We start from the raw sequence: 20,029 nt of genomic DNA on the forward strand, positions 1-20,029 counted from the left end.
CTTATGCGGATTGTAGCGGTCTCCCCGGCCGCTTGTCCGTAGTGGAGTGGGGGCTCCCTCCGGCTACGTGACATACGGTCATGGTCATGGACGTACGCCCCTTCTGGCTCGCCGGTTCGCCCGCCCGGGGCGAGGCGGAGCTCACGGTGACCAACCCCCACGACGGCCGCGTCGCCGGCATCGCCTCGGTGCCGACGCCCGAGCAGACCGAGCAGGCCCTGGCCGCCGCGCACGCGGTCCGCAAGGAGGCCGCGGGCCTGCCCATCCACGTACGCGCCGAAGCCCTCGCCCACGTGTCGCGGCGCCTGGCCGAGCGCGCCGAGGAGATCGCCGCGCTGATCAGCGCCGAGAACGGCAAGCCTATCTTCTGGGCGCGCGGCGAGGTCGGCCGCGCGGTCGCGACCTTCCGCGTCGCCGCCGAGGAGACCCGCCGCTTCAGCGGCGTCACCCAGCGCCTCGACACCGAGGCCGCCGCCACCGGCCGGCTCGCCTACATCACCCGGCAGCCGCACGGCCCGGTCCTGGCGATCACACCCTTCAACTTCCCGCTCAACCTGGTCGCCCACAAGGTGGCCCCGGCCATCGCCGTCGGCGCGCCGGTGATCGTCAAGCCCGCGCCCGCCACCCCGCTGTCGTCCCTGCTGCTCGGCGAGCTGCTCGCCGAGACCGGGCTGCCCGCGGGCATGTTCTCGGTCCTGCCGGTGCCCAACGACCGCGCCGGCGCCCTGGTCGAGGACCCGCGCCTGCCGGTGGTGTCGTTCACGGGCTCGGGGCCGGTCGGGTACGCCATCCAGGACCAGGTGCCGCGCAAGCACGTCACGCTGGAGCTCGGCGGCAACGCCGCGGCGGTCGTGCTCGCCGACGCCGACCTGGACTGGGCCGCGAGCCGCGTCGCCCTGTTCTCCAACTATCAGGCCGGCCAGAGCTGCATCGCCGTGCAGCGGGTGATCGTCGAGGAGTCCGTGCTGGAGGCGTTCACGCCCAAGCTGCTCGCCGCGGTCGACGCCCTGGTCGTCGGCGACCCGGCCGACGAGAAGACGCAGGTGGGGCCGCTGGTGTCGGTGCAGGCCGCCGAGCGGGTCGAGCAGTGGATCAACGAGGCCGTCGAGGGCGGCGCCCGCGTCCTGGCCGGCGGCGGCAGGGACGGGGCCACCGTCGCGCCGACCGTCCTCGCGGACGTGCCCGCGGGCGCCAAGGTCGTGTGCGAGGAGGTCTTCGGCCCGGTGCTGGTCATCCAGCCGGTCGCCTCGGCCGACGAGGCGTTCGCCGCCGTCAACGACTCGAGGTTCGGCCTGCAGGCCGGAGTGTTCACCCGCAGCCTCGACCTCGCCTTCCGCGCGAACAAGGAGCTGGAGGTCGGTGGGGTGATCATCGGCGACGTGCCGTCGTACCGCGCCGACCAGATGCCCTACGGCGGGGTCAAGGAGTCCGGCGTCGGGCGCGAGGGCGTGCGCTCGGCGATGGAGGACTTCACCTACGAGAAGGTGATGGTGCTCACCGGGCTGGTCCTCTAGGCATCTCGCGGCGGGGCCGCCGTCCGGGCGGCGGCCGCCGTGCCGCACTGAGATCTGTTCAGTTCGCTCAGGCGCGCTCGGCCGTATCGAACAGCCGCCGCGCCTCGTCGCCGAAGTACGGGCCGTACATCGTGCCCGGGTCGTCGCTGTACTTGAAGCTGCTGACCGAGGTGACCACCCCCTGGCCCGTCGCGGAGTCGAAGGAGCTCAGCCAGGGGCCGCCGCTGGAACCCGCCGTGAGGTCGCAGCGCATGCCCTGGTCCTTGGTCTGGTTGTGCGGGTCGCCGTGGAGGCCGCCCGAGCAGTAGACCAGGTGCTCGCCGTCGAAGGGCGGGTCGGCGGGGAAGCCGAAGCCGAACGCGCGCAGGCCGCGTGGCTGGTTGAACCCGATGTCCTGGCCGCCCACCACCTCGTTCAGGTGGCCGCGCTCCGAGGGGTTCAGCGCGACCATGGCGAGGTCGTGGCTGTCGTCGCCCCGCTGCGACCACGCCTCGGGCACGAACACGCGCCGGGCCGTGAAGACGCCGTACGGCCTGCGCCCCGACTCGTACCCGGGGACGAACGTCCAGTTCTCGGCCCAGACGCCCACGCCGTCCTTCACGCAGTGCCCGGCCGTGACCACGACGTCCAGGTTTCGGCTGCGCACCGCGCCCGCCGAGCAGACGTAGTCGACGCCGCGCATGGTGAGGAACACCCGGCCGGTCGTGCGCGTCACCGCGCCGCCGGCCGCCCACCGCGCGCCGGTGACGCCCACGCGCGCCCCCGTCGCGCCCATGCGGCGGTCGCCCGGCCTGGAGGGGACGCCCGGCGGCGGGCCGAGGAACGTAGGCGCCGACGCCAGGCGCAGCGGGGCGCCCCGGGGGACGGCGCCGGACGCCAGGGCGCCCAGCGTGGAGACCGGGCCCAGCAGGCCGGCGGGCAGCGCGCGGGCCATGCGCCGCGCGGTCCAGTACCCGAGCACGCGGCGCCGCTCGGCGGGGGTGCGCGCCGCCGCGTGCTCGACGACGCCGGAGGACCGCAGGGGCCCGGCGAGGGAAGCGGGGGGAGAGGCGGGCATCGGGGAGAGGGACGTCCGTTCGTTCCTCGTGACGGCGTCCCCGGCCGCGCGCGAGGCCGCCGGGCCGCCGGGCGGGGCGCCCAGGAGCCCGGCGGCGAGCACCGCGGCGATCAGGGGGAGGATCGGGGTCATGGCTCCCGAGTCTGAACCACCGTCCGTGCCCTCGCGGATACTTTCGGTAAATCAGGTGGCGTCGGCGTTCTGGGCGGCCGTGTAGACCGCCTGGGCCTCGGGGCCGAAGTACGGGCCGAACATCCAATAGGGCGCGAAGTTGTACTTGAAGCTGTTCACCGAGTTCAGCGTGCCCGTCCCCGTGCGCTCGTTGAAGCTCAGGAACCAGCCGCCGCCGCTGGAGCCGCCGGTCATGTCGCAGGTGAGCCCCTGGTCGGTCGAGATCAGGTAGTCCTCGAACACCCTGCCGCTGCAGTAGACCAGCCTCGACCCGTCGTACGGGCTCGCGGCCGGGTACCCGAAGGCGTACATCTGGCGGCCCCGGGCCTGGTTGAACGCCACGCCCTGCCCGCCGACGACGTCGGTGAGCGACTCGCCGTTCAGGGGGGCGACGACGGCGGCGGCCATGTCGTAGTTCATGTCCTCGCTCGCGTTCCACTGCGGGGTGGTGAGCAGGTTGGTGGCCACCCACGTGCCGTACGGGCGGGCGCCGGCGTTGTAGCCGGGGACGAAGACCCAGTTGGTGTGGAAGGCGCCGCCGAGCTTCACGCAGTGCCCCGCCGTGATCACGACGCTCTTGTTCGCGCTGGTGACGGCGGTGCCCGAGCAGGAGGCGCTGCGGCCCTGGTAGGTGAAGAAGACCCGTCCCTCGGTCTTCGCGATCGCGCCGCCCGCCGTCCACGAGGCCCCGGGGGAGCGGGCCGAGACCACCGAGGCGGCCGTGGGGCTGGGGCTGGGCGAGGCGGACGCGGAGGGGGTCGGCGACGCGGTCACCGGGGGCGGGGCAGTGGACGGCGCGGGGGACGGCTCGGCGTCCGCGCGCCTCGGGCCGGCGGAGCCGGGCGTGATGATCATGCCGGCGCCGCTGGGGGCGACGGTCGTGCGCCCGCCGCGCGTGCGGACGAGGTCGAGGGGCTTGGCGGCGGCCATCTTCGCCGGCGTCCAGAACTTCTTGACGACGCGCTGCTCGGGCGTGGTGTCGGCCGCGTCGTGGACGATGGGCCTAGGCGTGGCGGGCGGCCTGGCGGCGTCGGCGGCCGGGGCGGTCAGCACGATCCCCGCCGCCACGGGGGACAGGGCGAGAACGGGGATGAGACGTCGTGCCGTGCGGTGCATACGGGTCCTCCTGGTGGTCGCGCTCGCCGGGCGGGCGGAGGCGGGGCGGCGCGCCGGCCGGGGGCGGCATGGCGCGTGCTCCGTCGTGCCCGGCTTCCGCATTTTCGGGTGCCGTGTCTGACGCGGGACCGTAGTGCGGCTGATTGCCGCATTTCTCGTGATTCACCGAGACCGGTATGGCGGGATTCGGGCATTGAGCTGCTGTTTTCCCACCTGTCGCTCTGGTGACCGTTCGATGGCCATGCGGAGGGGACGGGGAGGGGACGCGGCGGGCGGGCCGATAATGGGGGCATGCAGACCCCAGTCGCGGTTCCGGACGGCCTCGCGGGCCCCGCCGACCTCCCTGGCCCGTACGAGCCCCGCTCGATCGTCGTGCTCGGCTCCACGGGGTCGGTGGGAAGCCAGGCGCTCGACGTGATCGAGCGCGAGCCCGGCCGCTTCCGGGTCGCCGGGCTGGTCGCGGGCGGCGGCAGGCCCGACCTCCTCGCGCGCCAGGTCGAGCGGTTCCGTCCCGAGGTCGTCGCCGTCGCCGACGAGCGCGCCGTCCGGGCGGTCCGCGAGGCCGTCGGCGGGGTGCCGGTGCTGGCGGGGGCCGAGGGCGTCGCCGAGGTCGCCGCCTGGCCCTGCGACATCGTGATGAACGGCATCACCGGCGCGGTCGGGCTCACCTCCACGCTGGCCGCGCTGGCGGCGGGGCGGGTGCTGGCGCTGGCCAACAAGGAGTCGCTGATCATCGGCGGCCCGCTGGTGAAGCGGGCGGCCGGCCCGGGGCGCATCCTGCCGGTCGACTCCGAGCACTCCGCGCTCGCCCAGTGCCTGTGGGCGGCCGGTCCGGACGGCTACGACCCCGGGGCGGTGCGGCGGCTGGTCGTGACGGCCAGCGGCGGGCCGTTCCGCGGCCGCACGCGCGCGGAGCTGAAGGACGTGACGCCCGAGCAGGCACTCAAGCACCCCACGTGGGACATGGGGACGGTGATCACGATCAACTCGGCCACGCTGGTGAACAAGGGCCTGGAGGTGATCGAGGCGAACCTGCTGTTCGACATCCCCTTCGACCGCATCACCGTCGTCGTCCACCCGCAGTCCGTCGTCCACTCGATGGTCGAGTTCGTGGACGGCTCGACGATCGCGCAGGCCAGCCCGCCGGACATGCGGCTGCCGATCTCCCTGACGCTCGGCTGGCCCGCCCGCGTCCCCGGCGCCGCGCGGCCGGTCGACTGGACCGCCGCCCACACCTGGACGTTCGAGCCCCTGGACGACGAGGCGTTCCCGGCCGTGGCGCTGGCCCGGCACGTCGGCGCCCTGGGCGGCACGGCGCCCGCCGTCTACAACGCGGCCAACGAGGTGTGCCTGGAGGCGTTCCTCGCCGGGCGGCTGCCGTTCCTCGGCATCGTCGACACGATCGAGGCGGTCGTGGGTGAGCACAGCGTCTCGGGGTCGGTGGAGTCGGTGGAGGAGGTCTTCGAGGCGGACGCCTGGGCACGTGCGCGGGCCCGCGAGCTGACGGGCGCGTAGGGACCACCAGGGGCGGGAGATCAGGGACAAGTCCGGACACCTCACGCCTAAAGCCGTGAGGTGGGGCGATGTAGCCTCTTGATCCTCGAAGGCCACTTATGTGGTTATCTCAGTGTCCGGAACCCTGTGGTGCGCCGGGTTACCTAGACTGGACGGGTCTGAGCGCGTAGCCGAGCGACCAAGGTGCTGGAAAAGATGACATCTGTTGATCTGGGCATTCCCGCGGTACGGAGCAAGCCGATCGCCACGCGGCGGGTGTCGCGGCAGATCATGGTGGGGTCCGTGCCCGTGGGCGGCGACGCGCCGGTTTCGGTGCAGTCGATGACCACCACGCTCACCGCCGACGTGAACTCCACCCTGCAGCAGATCGCCGAGCTCACGGCCTCGGGCTGCCAGATCGTCCGGGTCGCGGTCCCCTCGCAGGACGACGCGGACGCGCTGTCGGCCATCGCGCGCAAGTCGCAGATCCCGGTGATCGCCGACATCCACTTCCAGCCGAAGTACGTCTTCGCGGCGATCGACGCCGGGTGCGCGGCCGTCCGGGTGAACCCGGGCAACATCAAGAAGTTCGACGACAAGGTGGGCGAGATCGCCAAGGCGGCCGCCGACGCCGGGGTGTCCATCCGCATCGGCGTGAACGCCGGGTCGCTCGACCCCCGCCTGCTGGCCAAGTACGGCAAGGCGACGCCCGAGGCGCTGGTCGAGTCCGCGCTGTGGGAGTGCTCGCTGTTCGAGGAGCACGGCTTCCGCGATCTCAAGATCTCGGTCAAGCACCACGACCCGGTCGTGATGATCCAGGCCTACCGCCTGCTCGCCGCCAAGTGCGACTATCCGCTGCACCTCGGGGTCACCGAGGCCGGCCCCGCGTTCCAGGGCACGATCAAGTCGGCCGTCGCGTTCGGGGCCCTGCTGGCCGAGGGCATCGGCGACACCATCCGCGTGTCGCTCTCCGCCCCTCCGGTCGAGGAGGTCAAGGTCGGCATCGGCATCCTGGAGTCGCTGAACCTGCGCGAGCGCGGCCTCGAGATCGTCTCCTGCCCCTCGTGCGGCCGCGCCCAGGTCGACGTCTACACCCTGGCCGAGCAGGTGCACGCCGGGCTCGACGGGCTGAAGGTCCCGCTGCGGGTCGCCGTGATGGGCTGCGTCGTCAACGGCCCCGGCGAGGCCCGCGAGGCCGACCTCGGGGTCGCCTCCGGCAACGGCAAGGGCCAGATCTTCGTCAAGGGCGAGGTCGTCAAGACCGTCCCCGAGTCCCAGATCGTCGAGACCCTGATCGAGGAGGCCCTGCGCCTCGCCGAAGAGATGGGCGTCGACGTCGACCTGGACGACGAGGACGCGCCGGGCCCGGAGGTCGTCGTCCGCTGATCCGAGGCGCGCCCGCCCCCGCGCCGGGCGGGCGGTGCCCGTCGTATGCCGGGCCTGTCGGGGAGGTCCCAGCTTCGGATGGCCCAGCCGTCCTGAGCGGTCGCAGGCTGGTGTATGCAGGAAGGGTGCGGTTTCGGCAAAGGGCGTCGGATTTCTCCCGGACATGGCTGTCCGGCAGCACCCTGGTGGCCATTCCGCTCGCACTGATCGTGGTCATCGCGATCGCCGACATCATCACCCCGGCCACGATCCAGCTCAGTCCCTTGCTGGTCGCCGCCCCCGCGGTCACCGCCTCCTTCGCGGGGCCGAAGCCCACCGCGCTGATCGGCGCGGTCGCCGTCGCCGTCCAGGTCCTGCTCGACGTGCGCGCCGAGTCCCTCGGCTTCGGCGGCGCGCAGACGCAGCTCGCGGCACTGGCGCTGGTGTCGGCGTTCCTGGTGCTGTTCGCCACGGTCATCGACCGGCACCGCGAGGAACTCGTACGGGTCCGCTCGGTGTCGGAGGCCGCGCAGCGGGCGCTCCTGCGGCCTCTTCCCGCGCGGCTCGGGTCGCTGCGGGTGGCGTCCATGTACCTGGCCGCCCAGCGGGAGGCGCAGATCGGCGGCGACCTCTACGCCGCCGCCCGCTCGGGAACCGGATCCCGCCTGCTGATCGGGGACGTCCGGGGCAAGGGGCTGCCCTCGGTCTCGGACGCCGCCCTGCTGCTCGGCGCGTTCCGCGAGGCGGCCCGCCGTCAGGCCACGCTGCCGGAGATCGTGCAATACCTGGACGAGAGCGTCCGGACCGACCTGGAGGAGCACGCCGAGGAGTCCGGTGAGATCTCGGAGAACTTCATCACCGCCGCCATCCTGGAGATCCCCGAGGACAAGCCGGTGGTCCACCTGATCGACTGCGGGCACCCGCCGCCGTTGCTGATCCGCGACGGGCAGATAGCGACCCTGCAGGTCGCGGCGCCCGCGCCGCCGCTCGGCCTCGGTGAGCTCGGTGACAGGGCCTACCTCGCCGAGACCTTCGACTTCAAGCCGGGCGACACCCTCCTGCTCTACACCGACGGCGTCGTCGAGGCCCGCTGCCCCTCCGGGGGCTTCTACCAGCTCGCCGACCGGCTCGCCTCCTGGCCGTGCGGCGGTCCCGAGACGCTGGTCGCGCACGTCCGCGACGACCTGCTCGCCTACGTCGGCGGGCGGCTCGGGGACGACGCGGCCATGGTCGCCATCCAGCGCCTCCCCGTCTGAGGCGTCTCCTCGCGGGCCGCTGAAGCGCCGTCCTGCCCCGTCCCGGGGACCTGCTCCCGGCGGCTACAATGAGCAATCGCACGACTACGGATCGGTAAACTTCGGCTCGTGCGGACGGTCGGGGGGCGGTCCCATCGGGGAGCATCGCCTCTGTCCCAGGAGCGGAGGAGCAAGGGTGAGACGTGTTCTCGGAGTGGTCGTGGGCGTGGCGGTGCCGGTCGTGCTGGTCGCCGGCCTCACGACAGGGGCGCGGGGCGCGGCCGCCGCACCCCGCGACGCGGTGGCGTGGGGGTCCTGCCCCGGGTCGAAGACGGCGGCGACGGTCGAGTGCGCGACCGTGAACGTGCCACTGGACCCGTCCAAGCCGGACGGGCCCACCATCGCCCTCGCCGTCAACCGCATCAAGGGCTCGGCCTCGCACGACCACAACGGCCTCGGGGTGCTGCTGGTCAACCCCGGCGGCCCGGGGGCGTCGGGGGTGACGCTGGCGCGGTACGTAGCGGCCGCGTTGCCCAAGGACGTCGCCGCCCGCTACGACGTGATCGGTTTCGACCCGCGCGGCGTCGGGGCCAGCGAGCCGGCGCTGAGCTGCGTCGACCCCAAGAAGCACTTCGCCGCCCCCCGCCCCGACCAGGTGCCGCGCGACGACGCCGCGGCGGGGGCGCTGGTGGCCAAGGCGAAGGCGTACGCCGAGGCGTGCGGGGCCCGCTGGTCGTGGCTGCTGCCGCACCTGACCACCGAGAACTCCGCCCGCGACATGGACGCGATCCGCCAGGCGCTCGGCGAGCAGAAGATCAGCTACCTCGGCTACTCCTACGGCACCTACCTCGGGTCGGTGTACGCGACGCTGTTCCCGAACCGGGTGCGGCGGCTGGTGCTGGACAGCGTGGTCGACCCCCAGGGCGTGTGGTACGACGCGAACATCGCCCAGGACTACGCCTTCGACCGGCGCCACCGCGACTTCCTGGCCTGGGTCGCCCGCCACAACGACACCTACCACCTCGGCCGCACCCAGGCCGAGGTCTCGGCGGCCTACACCGCCATGCGCGACCGGCTCGCCGCCGGGCCGTCCGGCCCGGTGGGGCCGAGCGAGCTGGACGACATCTTCACCGTCGGCGGGTACACCGACATCGTCTGGCCGCAGCTCGGCGCCGCCTTCGCCGCCTACGCCAAGAAGGGGCAGGCCGACGGGCTGGTGACGGCCTACCGCCAGCACGTCGACCACGACGCGGCGGCCGAGAACAACTACGCCGTGTACCTCGCGGTCCAGTGCCGCGACGCCGAGTGGCCCCGCGACTGGGCGCGCTGGACGGCCGACACGGTCAAGGTGAACGCCAAGGCGCCGTTCATGGCCTGGGCGAACGCCTGGTACAACGCGCCGTGCGCCTTCTGGCCGGAGAAGGGCGGCACCCCCGTCCGCGTCGGCGACACCGCCGCGCACCTGCCGCCCATCCTGCTCGTCCAGTCCCGCCATGACGCCGCCACCCCGTACGCCGGCGCGCTGCGCGTGCGCGCCCGGTTCCCGAGCGCGCGGCTGCTCCAGGAGGGCGGCGGCAACCACGGCGTGTCGCTCGGCGGCAGCGCCTGCGTCGACCGCCACCTGGCCGCGTACCTGCGGGACGGAAGTGTCCCGGGAGGCGCCGCGCGGCAGGCGGGACGCAGGCCGGACGCCACGTGCGCCGCCGGGCCGGAGCCCCGGCCGCTGCCCTCGGCGGCGCGCGGGCGCGGCCACCTGCGGCTGACCAAGGTGATTGTCGGCCAGTAGGGTCGGTTCGTTCCAAAATCTGGCCCGTCGCGTAGGCTAATGCGCGTGATGCTGCGAACATCGGCGTCGCGCGTGCTCGACGACCAGGACCGCGACGAGGTGCTCACGATCCTCGACGCGGACCCCGTCGCCAACGTCTTCGTCGCCTCCCGGGTGCGGTCGGTCGGGCTCAGCCCGGCCCGTCTCGGTGGGCAGATGTGGGGGTTCGGCCCGCGCGGCGGGATGACGTCTCTGTGCTACTCCGGGGCCAACCTGGTGCCGGTCAACGCGGGGCCCGAAGCCGTCCAGGCGTTCGCGGACCGCGCCCGCAGGCAGGGCCGCCGGTGCTCCTCGATCGTCGGCCCCGCCGAGGCCGTGGAGAGGCTCTGGGAGCGTCTGGAGCCGTACTGGGGCCCGGCGCGGGCGATCCGCTGGGCCCAGCCGGTCATGGCGACCTCCTCGCCGTCCCCCGTGCCACCGGACCCGCTGGTACGCCGGGTCCGTCCCGATGAGTTCGCCACGCTGCTGCCCGCATGCGTGGCGATGTTCACCGAGGAGGTCGGCATCTCTCCCGACCTCGGGGACGGCGGCGCGCTCTACCGCTCCCGCGTGGCCGAGCTGATCCGCATCGGCCGCTCGTACGCCCGCATCGAGGACGGCCAGGTCGTCTTCAAGGCGGAGGTCGGGGCGGTGACGCCACAGGTGTGCCAGATCCAGGGCGTGTGGGTGCATCCGGACCGGCGGGGCCAGGGGCACGCGGTCGCGGGCATGGCGGCGGTCGTCGACCAGGCGCTGCGGCACTTCGCGCCGGTGGTCTCGCTGTACGTGAACGACTTCAACGTCGCCGCGCGGGCCGCGTACCGCAAGGTGGGCTTCAAAGAGGTCGACACCTTCATGTCCGTCCTGTTCTGAGGAGGTCGGTCCGGTGCCGAGCGGCCGCTTCCTTCCCCCGCGGTGGGGGGAGCGGCCGGGGACGGGCGGTCTCGCGGGCGCCGGTAATCTTGGCGGGTGCTCGAACTGGTGACCGCGACGCGGTACGTGACCCCGCTGCGGGAGGGCGGGTCACTGCCGGGCGTCGTCGAGGCGGATGACCTAGGCACCTATGTGGTGAAATTTCGCGGCGCCGGGCAGGGGCGCCGGGTGCTGGTCGCCGAGATCATCTGCGCCGAACTCGCCCGGCGGCTCGGCCTGCGCACCCCCGACCTCAGGATCGTCGACCTCGATCCGCAGATCGGCGCCCGGGAGCCCGACCAGGAGATCCAGGATCTGCTCAAGGCCAGCGAGGGGCACAACCTCGGCGTCGACTTCCTGCCCGGGGCCCTCGGCTTCGACCCCCTCGCCTGGACGCCCGACCGCGACTTCGCCTCCCGGGTGCTCTGGTTCGACGCCCTGATCCACAACGTGGACCGCAGCTGGCGCAACCCGAACCTGCTGGTCTGGCACGGCGGCACCTGGCTGATCGACCACGGCGCCGCCCTGTGGTTCCACCACAACTGGCGCACGGCCGACCCGAGGCGCGCGTTCGACGCCCGCGACCACGTGATGGCGCCGTTCGCCAAGCGGCTCGCACAGGCCGACGAGGAGATGCCCGGCCTCGTCACCGAGGACCTGCTGCGCACGGTGACGGCCCTGGTCCCGGACGAGTGGCTGGAGGACGAGCCCGGCTTCGACGACGACGCCGCCGTCCGCGACGCCTACGTCGACCACCTTCTCACCCGCGCCGCCGCCCCGCGCGCCTGGCTCCCCGAGGTGGGCGAATGAGGTTCGTCTACGAGTACGCGGTGATCCGGGTCGTGCCGTGCGTCGTGCGGGGCGAGCTGATCAACGCGGGCGTGATCCTCTACTGCCAGCCCCGCGACTTCCTGTGCGCCCGGACGGAGCTGGACGAGACGCGGCTGAGGACGCTCGACGAGAACGCCGACGTCGAGGGGGTGCGCAGGGCGCTCGTGGCGTACGAGCGGGCCTGCGCCGGAGAGTCCGAGGCGCTGCGCGCGCAGTCGCTGGGCAGCAGGTTCCGCTGGCTGACCGCGCCGCGCAGCACGATCGTCCAGGCGGGCCCCGTGCACGCCGGGCTGACCGCCGACCCCGATGCCGAGTTGGAGGATCTTCTCGACCGTCTGGTGCGCAGGGCCACCCGGACGCGATAGACATTCTGGGCAAGCTGTCCGGCGAGAACACCCCCGGCCGAGCACCTGCGCTCGGTCCGCGCGCCCTCCGCGCGCCCGGGTCACGTCAGGGAAAGGAACGGCCTCATGCGGCTGGGCGTCACCATGTTCGCCACCGACCAGGCGATGCCGATCACCGATCTGGCACGCGCGGCCGAGCAGCGCGGCTTCACCTCGCTGTACGTGCCCGAGCACACGCACATCCCCGTCTCCCGCCGGACGCCGCACCCGTCCGCGGAGGTGCTGCCGGAGGAGTACAAGCGCACCCACGACCCGCTGGTCGCCCTCGCGTACGCGGCGGCCGTCACCGAGCGCCTCACCGTCGGCACGGGCATCATGCTGCTCGCCCAGCGCGACCCGATCGTCACGGCGAAGGCCGTCGCCACGCTCGACCACCTGTCCGGCGGGAGGGTCGCGCTCGGCATCGGCTACGGCTGGAACGTCGAGGAGATGGAGGACCACGGCGTCCCCTACCGCGAGCGCCGCGAGGTCGTCCGCGAGCACGTCCTCGCGATGAGGGCCCTGTGGAGCCGGGAGGTGGCGGGCTTCGACGGCCGTCACGTCACGTTCGAGCCGTCCTGGTCATGGCCCAAGCCGGTCCGCGTGCCACCGGTGTACATCGGCGGCGGGGCCGGGCCGAAGACGTTCGCGGCCGTCGCCGAGTACGCCGACGGGTGGCTGCCCATCGGCGGCAGGGGCGTCAAGGACGCGCTGCCCGACCTGCGGGCCGCCTGCGAGCGGGCGGGACGCGACCCGGAGGAGGTCGCCGTCATCCCGTTCGGCACCGTGCCGACCGCGGGCAAGCTCGACTACTACGCCGGGCTCGGCATCGAGGAGGTCGTGTGCAGCCTGCCGAGCGCGCCGGCCGACGTCATCCTCCCGCTCCTCGACGACTACGCCACGCTGCTCTGAGCCGGTCGGACGCCGTCCAAGCGGTCCGAGCCGGTCCGCGCCGGTAGAAGCCGGTAGAAGCCGGTAGAGGTAGGTCCGGGCGCTCCGGGGTCACTCCGGGGCGGCCGGACCGGTGGCCGGGTCGGGCGGGGGCACCCACCACATCTGCCCGGCCGCGATCTCCTGGTACACGTCCAGCAGGTCCTTGGACGTGATCACGCTGCGCGACTCGGCCGCGGCCCAGGTGTAGACGCCGCGCGCCATGGCGGAGGTCTCCTGACGCACGCGCAGTGTGTAGACCCGCGCCCTGATCTCGTGCACCTTGTGGTCGTGCGGGTCGGCCTGCACGGCCAGCTCGGCGAGCTGGCAGGCCAGTCGCAGGTCGCCGTCCGCCGCGGCGGTGGCGGCCCGCGCGGCGAGGGCCGGGGCGCCGCCGGACAGCCCGGCCAGGGCGCGGGCGAGCACGTCGTCAGGGGCGGGCTTGAGGTGGGCCGGGTTGCCGTCGTACCAGCCGCCGTACAGCCGCCAGATGTTGCGCACGACGAACTCCGGCTCGTCGTAGTGAGGTCGCAGGTACGGCCGGCGGGCGAGCGCCTCCGGGGGCCGCACGGCCCGGACGATCTCGTCGAGCCGGGCTCCCGCGTTCATCAGCTCCAGCGTCTGCTCGACCAGGCTGTCCAGGTAGTCGGCGGTGTCGGTGAGCGCCTGGCGCACCCGGCCCGCCCCGGCGACGGGGAGCCCGTGGCCGGGCAGCAGCATCTCGGCGTCCAGGGCGGCCATCTTGCGCAGCGCGACCGCCCACTCGTCGGGGTAGCGCTGGGCCTTCTGCGGGTTGCCGGCGTTGGGCGTGACCCAGACGAACAGGTCGCCGGTCAGCAGCACGCCGCGCTCGGGCAGGAACGCCCAGGTGGCGTCGTCGGTCTCGCCGCGCGCGTGCCGCATCTCGAACGTCACGTCGCCGAGCGAGACGCTGATCTGGTCGCGGTAGGTGAGATCGGGCTGTCGGTAGGAGGTGGGCCATCTCAGGGTCGAGAAGCCGAACTGCCGCTGGTTGATCACCGTGTTATAGCCGGCGGTCCTGGCGTAGCGGGCGAACCGGGCGGTGACGCCCTCGTGGGCGATCACGAGCGGGCGCGGCCCGTCGTCGTGCTCGAACGGGCGCAGGCCCCCGACGTGGTCCAAGTGCCCGTGGGAGAAGATCGCGTAGCGGACTGGCTCGTCCGACCAGGCGCGCATGGCCGCGTGCATGGTGGGCGCGTCCACGTTGTTGCCCGTGTCGAACAGAGCCAGACCGCCATCGCCACTGATGCCGTACACGTTGCCGAAGGCGGGCCACATCACCACGCCCTCGGCGACCTCCTGCACCCCCCTCGAGCGCAGGTCCCGCAGTGGCACCTCCTGCGGGGTCACCGCCCCCCGCCAGACGGCGTCGGCATGGGCGAGGATCGGTGACGTCATGCCGACAAGCCTGACCCGGGTCGCCGCGCCGCCGCAGTAGGGAGGTCCCTACATCTGCGGATCCTTGCCGTTCCCGTGCCGTCCGTCGGCCTACAGCTCGCCGCGCTCGTAAGCGAGCGCCAGCTCCACGCGCGAGCGCAGCCCGGTCTTGGCGTACACCCGCGACAGGTAGACCTCCACGGTCTTGCGGCTGTAGTGCAGCTCCTCGGCGATCCGCGGGTTGGAGAGCCCGTCCGCGACCAGCTCGACGACCCGGCGTTCCGCGGCGGTGAGCGCGGTGGACCGCGCCGGGGCGAGCCCGGCCTCCCGGAGCCGGTAGGCGGCCCGGTCGCGCCAGGGCGCCGCGCCGAGGTCGCTGAAGATGCCGTGCGCCCGAACGAGCTGCCGGCCGTCCCCGAGCGCGCCGAGGATGAGCCGGGCTCGCGCCTCCTCGAACTTCAGGCCGTCGGCCCGCGCGACCTCCAGCGCGGCCTCCGCCCGGGAGGCGTCCTTGAACACCGCGGCCATGGCCAGCTCGCCCGCCAGCCGGGCGCGCGGCGTCCCCGTGCGGGCCGACTCGGCGAGCGTGACGGCGGCCGTGCGGGCGCCGTCGTCGTCCCCCGCGACGATGAGCATGACGACCCGGACCCCGAGCGCGCGGTGGACGACGTCGGCGGGCCCGTCACGGACGGCCTGGTCCAGCAGCCGCGCCGCGGTCGCCCGGTCGCCGAGGCCGAAGAACGCGCGCCTGGCCCTGAACATCTTCCGCAGCGACACCTGGAGCACGCAGCCGGGCGGCGGGCCGGCCAGCAGGGGCTCGGCCTCGTCGTAGCGTCCCTGGTCGAGCAGGATGTCCAGCTCGACGTTGCGCAGGAGCGCGGCGTTCTCCGACAGCCCGGCGTCGGCGAGCGTGACGGCGTCCGCGCGCAGGTCGCGCAGGGCGTGCTCCCACTCGCCGCCGAGCCTGCGCACCACCGCCATCGTGCGCACGTGCTGGCCGGCGATGTCGCGCCAGCCGAGCCCCTTGTAGATGCGCTCGGCCTCGGAGAGCAGGGCCAGCGTACGGGTGCGCACGCCGCCGCTCGCCAGGAGGTGCGCGGCCGATTCCAGCGCGGCCAGCCGTGCCCCGGGCGGCAGCGCCGCGGACGCCGACAGCAGGGTGTCCAGCGCGCGCTCGGTGCCTGGCCAGTCGCCTTTGATCATCGCGTCGCCCGCGAGCGCGCTGAGCGCGATGACCAGGTCCTCGGGCGGGCAGGTCCCCATCGCCTTCCACGCCTCGGCGACCAGCTCGGCCGAGTCGATGCCGAGCTGGGTGCTGATGACCGCGCGCTGGGCGAGCAGGGCCGCCCGGTCGTCGGCGAGCGGGAGCTGCTCGGCCGCGATCGACACGGCCAGCTCGTACCGGCCCATCGCGTGCGCGGCGTTCACCATCGTGTGGGCGGTGCGGGTGTGGCGGCGTCCCGGCGCGAGGACGGCGAGCGCCGCCTGCCCGGCGCGCAAGGCCTCCATGGGACGCGACCCCTTCCAGTACGACAGCGCCTGCCGGGCCAGCAGCACGCCGCGCTCGGCGGCGGGGGCGAGCGCGGCGGCCCTGCCGTACCAGTGCCCGGCCGACAGCGGAGCGGTCCAGCGGGTGACCTCGGCGGCGCGGAGCATGGCGGGCAGCGCCTCGGCGCTGCCGCCCTCCGCCAGGTGGGAGGCCCACTCCAGGACGCTGCGCGTCCCGCGGAGCCCCTGCCGGTGCAGCAGGGCGGCGATGCGGGCGTGCACGCGCCGGCGCTCGGCCGGTCCGAGGTCGGCGTACAGCGCCTCGGCGACCAGCGGATGGGCGAACTCGAAGGCGCCGTCGTCCAGCGGCAGGAGCAGACCGTCCCTGACCAGCCCGTCGAACGCGCGCTCGGCCTCGCCCACCTCCAGGCCGGCGATCTCGGCGAGGTCGGGGAGGTCGGTCGTGCGCGCGGGGCGGGTGCGGCGCAGCGCGGCCAGCACGCGGGCCAGGCCGCGCCCGCCGCGGTCGCGCTGGAACAGGCGGCCGAGGAGCGCGCCCCTGCGCGGGCCGGGATAGGCGGACCGCACCGCGCCGCCGTGCACGAGCGACAGCACGGCCTCGCGGACGAACCACGGGTTGCCCCGGCTCTCGTCGTGGACGTGCCGCACGATGGCGTCGCTCGGCGTGCGTCCGAGCAGCCCGGTCACCAGCTCGGCGACCTCGCCGAGCGACAGCGGGCTGAGCCCGGCCACGACGTCGGCGTCCATCGCCGGGAGCCGCCGCGCCGTCCCGGCGACCGCGAGCCCGGCCACGCGGCGGGGGAGCAGGGACAGCGCGCCGAGGGTGTCGGCGTCGGCGAGGTGCAGGTCGTCGATGGCGAGCAGGGTGCGGCCCGGGAGCCGCCGCAGCAGGTTGGCGGTGCGCACGGCAGGCGCGGCGCCGAGGACGCCGAGCGCGGCCTGGTCGATGGCGTCGACCAGCTCGGTGTACGCCTCCCGCGTGGCAGGGTCGTCGTGCAACGGGGCGAGGGCCTCGGTGAGCGACGCGTACGCCAGGCCGCTGCCGAAGTCGCGCGCCTGCCCGTGGAGCACGCGGTACCCCATGGACCCGGCCAGCTCCTCGGTCTCGGCCAGTAGGTGCGTCTTGCCGATGCCGGCCTCCCCGTGGAGGAGCAGGGTGACGGGCGGGGTGAGGAGCGCGGTCTCGAACCGGCGCAGGATCGCGGCCCGGCCGGCGCCTTCTAAGTGCTCGGTCACCCCTCACCGCCCCGGGCCGCCGTCCGCGGCGCTGTGCCGGTGATGGTCCCGGTGCCGGCGCGGGGGACGGCGGGCGCGGCGGGGAGGGTCCGGCGGGGGGTGTCATCGGCACGTGGGGGTGCGGTCATCGTCTCACTTCTCGGCGCATCGATTTGTCAGGGTATTCGCGCTCCACCGCGTCGTGGATGTTGAGAAGTGATGTTTCGCGCGGGCCTATCTGTTGCGCATGGTGCGAACGGCTTACGGCGTCCTCCGGGAGACCGCGTGACGGGCGCGCTCGGGGGAGGCCGCGTCCCGTCGGTGAGGGCCGGTCATCACGTGGGCGAGCCGGGTGGACAGGCGCGTGACCCTCAGGCAGGCGACCACGAGCAGGAGGGCCACCAGAAGGAGGGCGCCGGCGGCGCCGGGGCCCGGCTGGTGCGCGGTCTGGCCGGACGGGACGCCGGTGAGGGTGAGCGGGGTCTCGGCGGCGATGAGGGTCAGGGACTTGGCGTCGGTGAGGGAGGTCTTCTCCGTGTGCGCGCCCTGGCCCTGCATCGCGGTCTTGATCTTGTCGGGGTAGCCGTAGCCGACGACGTAGGTCTGGTCCCGGGTCTTCTCCCTGACGTACCCGCCGTCGACGTTGCCCTCGATCGTGTGGATGGTCCCGTCGTCGTCGGCCGAGATCACCATGCCGACGTGGTCGATGCCGTCCACGGTGCCCGAGCCGCTCCAGTCGTAGAACACGACCGCGCCGGGTTCGGGGTCGTGCCCCCAGGCGTCGTGGTCGACGAACCACCGGGCGTGGTTCGGGGTGAAGGCGAACTGGCCGAACCACTTCTCGTAGCCGAGCTTGTGGGCCGTCCACGACAGGAGCATGTCGCACCAGGGCTGGGCCGAGTAGTCCGAGTCGAACTCGACGGTCTTGCCGTACCAGTCTCCGTATTTCGTGTACCCGCCTCCCTGCTCGCCGTAGCCGAGCTGGGACTTCAGCAGGTCGATCATGTTCTGCAGTTCAGACGACATGGAAGTGAGGGACCTTCCGCTTGTTCCCCCCCGGCGCCGGGGCAGCGCCAGGTCTTCTGTGAGGCAGGACGTTAGTCAGGAAAAGCGCAGGTCAAAAGCGTGCCAACCGCGGGTGGCCCGCTCGCCGGGCCGTGGTCGCCGGGTGCGGGAGCCCTTGTGGCGCCGGGGTTTCCGTGCCCGCGACGGCCGCTCGCGGACCATTCCTCGAATCGGATTTCTTTACCCAAACATGACTCAAACGGTCAGATTAGAAACCCGTTCGGTCGCGCGCCCTACAATCGGCGGCATGATGCCCGATCTCGCGCAGCCCCAGGAGTCCGGCGACGGGACCCGGTTCGCCGCGCTCGCCGTCCTCGCCCAGCAGGTCCGGGACCTGGTGGACGCGGTCGTGCTGACGGACGTGCCCGAGGAGGAGCTCACGGCGGTGACGGCCGACCTCGTGGCGCTCACCGAGCGGCTGAAGGAGTCCCGCCGCGCCGCCCCGCTGCCGCACGAGTGGACGCCCGACGGCCGGTTCCGCCACCTCGGCAACGCCGTCACCGGAGAGTGCAACCCGCACGCGCTTCCCCTCGTCATCGAACGGACGCCCGAGGGCGGTTCACGGGCCGAGATCACCTTCCGGCCCACGCACGAGGGGCCGCCCGCGGCCGTGCACGGCGGCGTGATCGCGATGATCTTCGACCACCTGCTCGGGGACGCGGTGGCCGCCTCCGGGGCCGCCGGTCTCACGGGCACGCTGAGCGTCCGCTACCGGCGGCCCGTTCCGTACGGCCAGCCGATGACGGCGCACGCGGCCGTGTCGCGGGGCGAGGGCCGCAAGACCTGGGTCGAGGGCACGCTCACCTCGGCGGGCGGCACCGTGCTGGCCGAGGCCACGGCGCTGTTCATCACCCCGGCGCAGTGGGCGGAGGCCCTCGGAGCCCGCTGACCGCCGGGTCAGGAGGACGGGCTCGGCGCCGGCGCGGGGGAGCCCGGCGATGCGGGCGACGGCATGTGCAGTTGCTGCGCCAGCCAGGGCAGCGCCTGGGGCAGCTCGCGGATCCAGGTGTTGAAGTTGTGGCCCCCGCTCGGAAGGATCAGCGAGGCCGCCTGCATCGGCGGCTTCACGGCCCGCAGGAACGCCAGCGTGGACGGGTAGTTCGACTCGCCCTTCCTGCTGCTGGTCACCAGCACCGAGATCGGCGGGTGGGGCAGGTGGTCCAGGCGCCACATCATGTCGTTCTCGTTCCTGAGCTTGCGGCTGCCGCCGAACAGGTCGCCGGTGGTGGCGTCGATCGGGGGCTTGAAGTACCCCGAGAGCGAGACGGCGGCGGAGTACGCTTCCGGGTGCCGCATGGCGATCTTGAGCGCGCAGTAGCCGCCGGTGGAGGCGCCGAGGATGCCCCAGTTCGCGGCGTCGGTGCCCACGCGGAAGCTGCCCGCCATCGCCTCCTTGAGGTCCTTGGTGAAGTACGTCTCGGCCTGCGGGCCGCCGGGCACGTCCACGCACTCGGTGTCGCGGGGCGGCGCCACGGTCGGGCGCATCAGCACCATGATCGTGGGGATCATCTCGCGCCGGTCGATGGCCCTGGCCGCGACGGCCGGCATGTTCATGCGGGTCACCAGGTTGCGGGCGTCGCCCGGGTAGCCGGTCAGCGCGACGATCACCGGGAAGCGGGTGTTGGCGTACCGCTCCTCGAAGTACTGCGGCGGCAGATAGATGTACGCCGGGGAGCTGAGCCGCGAGGTGGCCCCCGAGATGACGACCTGCTGGAGCCTGCCCCCGGCGTCGCCGTTCCTGCCGGAGATCAGCGGGACCCGGGTGGTGCCGATGACCTGGACCCCGCCGGTGACCTCGGCGGGTGGGACCCCGGGACCCTGGTCGGCGACGATGGGCGCCGACTGCGAGGTGTCGGTGCCGAGCAGATCCGCCCAACTGCCATAAAAGCCGAAATAGTTGTTAAGCGCGAGCCCGAGCAAGGCCAGGGTGAGGATCTGATTCAGGAGGAGCACCCCCACACGTCCGAGAATGGATGGAAATGTGCGCGCGCTGAGCCGCGGCCATATCCACCACACCGTCGTGACGAGGC

At 73.3% G+C, this 20,029-nt stretch carries 16 protein-coding genes; 10 read left to right on the plus strand and 6 right to left on the minus strand.

The window, feature by feature from the left end:
- Nucleotides 1-86 precede the first annotated feature (86 nt).
- The gene (locus tag DQ384_RS02765; RefSeq protein ID WP_114027471.1) at nt 87-1,514 is read left to right on the plus strand and encodes an aldehyde dehydrogenase family protein; all 1,428 of its coding nucleotides are present in this window, start codon (nt 87-89) and stop codon (nt 1,512-1,514) included.
- 67 nt (nt 1,515-1,581) lie between these two features.
- Here the strand turns inward: DQ384_RS02765 and DQ384_RS02770 are convergent, their stop codons facing one another.
- Both DQ384_RS02770 and DQ384_RS02775 read right to left on the minus strand, forming a co-directional pair.
- Entirely contained in the window at nt 1,582-2,703 is a 1,122-nt protein-coding gene (locus DQ384_RS02770; RefSeq protein WP_114027085.1) for a trypsin-like serine peptidase, read from the minus strand.
- Nucleotides 2,704-2,754: 51 nt separating this feature from the next.
- Complete coding sequence (locus DQ384_RS02775; protein WP_114027086.1) at nt 2,755-3,858, minus strand: trypsin-like serine peptidase; 1,104 nt, start codon at nt 3,856-3,858, stop codon at nt 2,755-2,757.
- Nucleotides 3,859-4,149: 291 nt separating this feature from the next.
- Here DQ384_RS02775 and dxr point away from each other — a divergent pair, with 291 nt between their 5' ends.
- From dxr to DQ384_RS02815, 8 genes are all read left to right on the plus strand, one after another.
- Nucleotides 4,150-5,373, plus strand: coding sequence for a 1-deoxy-D-xylulose-5-phosphate reductoisomerase (gene dxr / locus DQ384_RS02780; RefSeq protein ID WP_114027087.1), 1,224 nt, complete (start codon nt 4,150-4,152; stop codon nt 5,371-5,373).
- A gap of 195 nt (nt 5,374-5,568) precedes the next feature.
- Nucleotides 5,569-6,738: a flavodoxin-dependent (E)-4-hydroxy-3-methylbut-2-enyl-diphosphate synthase gene (ispG, locus tag DQ384_RS02785; RefSeq protein WP_114027088.1), complete on the plus strand. Its 1,170-nt coding sequence runs from the start codon at nt 5,569-5,571 to the stop codon at nt 6,736-6,738.
- A gap of 185 nt (nt 6,739-6,923) precedes the next feature.
- A complete protein-coding gene (locus DQ384_RS02790) occupies nt 6,924-7,973 on the plus strand; it encodes a PP2C family protein-serine/threonine phosphatase (RefSeq protein WP_114027089.1) in 1,050 nt (349 codons plus the stop codon).
- Nucleotides 7,974-8,148: 175 nt separating this feature from the next.
- Nucleotides 8,149-9,738 (plus strand): alpha/beta hydrolase, encoded by a 1,590-nt coding sequence (locus tag DQ384_RS02795; protein WP_114027090.1) that lies wholly within the window; start codon nt 8,149-8,151, stop codon nt 9,736-9,738.
- Nucleotides 9,739-9,786: 48 nt separating this feature from the next.
- Nucleotides 9,787-10,629, plus strand: a complete 843-nt coding sequence (locus DQ384_RS02800; RefSeq protein WP_114027472.1) for a GNAT family N-acetyltransferase — start codon at nt 9,787-9,789, stop codon at nt 10,627-10,629.
- Between the two features lie 96 nt (nt 10,630-10,725).
- Nucleotides 10,726-11,478, plus strand: coding sequence for a HipA family kinase (locus DQ384_RS02805; protein WP_114027091.1), 753 nt, complete (start codon nt 10,726-10,728; stop codon nt 11,476-11,478).
- Nucleotides 11,475-11,864, plus strand: coding sequence for a DUF3037 domain-containing protein (locus DQ384_RS02810; RefSeq protein WP_114027092.1), 390 nt, complete (start codon nt 11,475-11,477; stop codon nt 11,862-11,864). The genes DQ384_RS02805 and DQ384_RS02810 overlap by 4 nt, the downstream gene beginning before the upstream one ends.
- Before the next feature lie 105 nt (nt 11,865-11,969).
- Complete coding sequence (locus DQ384_RS02815; protein WP_114027093.1) at nt 11,970-12,794, plus strand: LLM class F420-dependent oxidoreductase; 825 nt, start codon at nt 11,970-11,972, stop codon at nt 12,792-12,794.
- Nucleotides 12,795-12,884: 90 nt separating this feature from the next.
- Here the strand turns inward: DQ384_RS02815 and DQ384_RS02820 are convergent, their stop codons facing one another.
- The 3 genes from DQ384_RS02820 to DQ384_RS02830 all read right to left on the minus strand — a co-directional run bounded on the left by DQ384_RS02820 (nt 12,885) and on the right by DQ384_RS02830 (nt 17,960).
- Entirely contained in the window at nt 12,885-14,231 is a 1,347-nt protein-coding gene (locus tag DQ384_RS02820; RefSeq protein WP_114027094.1) for an alkyl sulfatase dimerization domain-containing protein, read from the minus strand.
- Nucleotides 14,232-14,321: 90 nt separating this feature from the next.
- Nucleotides 14,322-16,955 carry a LuxR C-terminal-related transcriptional regulator gene (locus DQ384_RS02825; protein WP_114027095.1) on the minus strand — a complete coding sequence of 878 codons (2,634 nt, stop codon included), beginning with the start codon at nt 16,953-16,955 and terminating at the stop codon, nt 14,322-14,324.
- A 240-nt stretch (nt 16,956-17,195) separates the two neighbouring features.
- Complete coding sequence (locus DQ384_RS02830) at nt 17,196-17,960, minus strand: CHAP domain-containing protein (RefSeq protein ID WP_114027096.1); 765 nt, start codon at nt 17,958-17,960, stop codon at nt 17,196-17,198.
- A 286-nt stretch (nt 17,961-18,246) separates the two neighbouring features.
- Between DQ384_RS02830 and DQ384_RS02835 the strand changes: the two genes are divergently transcribed.
- Nucleotides 18,247-18,888, plus strand: a complete 642-nt coding sequence (locus tag DQ384_RS02835) for a PaaI family thioesterase (protein WP_114027097.1) — start codon at nt 18,247-18,249, stop codon at nt 18,886-18,888.
- 8 nt (nt 18,889-18,896) lie between these two features.
- On the opposite strand, the gene DQ384_RS02840 is transcribed toward DQ384_RS02835, so the two are convergent.
- The gene (locus DQ384_RS02840) at nt 18,897-19,958 is read right to left on the minus strand and encodes an alpha/beta hydrolase (RefSeq protein WP_220182752.1); all 1,062 of its coding nucleotides are present in this window, start codon (nt 19,956-19,958) and stop codon (nt 18,897-18,899) included.
- Between the last annotated feature and the right edge of the window lie 71 nt (nt 19,959-20,029).

The sequence above is a fragment of the Sphaerisporangium album genome, assembly GCF_003323745.1.
Lineage (GTDB): Bacteria > Actinomycetota > Actinomycetes > Streptosporangiales > Streptosporangiaceae > Sphaerisporangium > Sphaerisporangium album.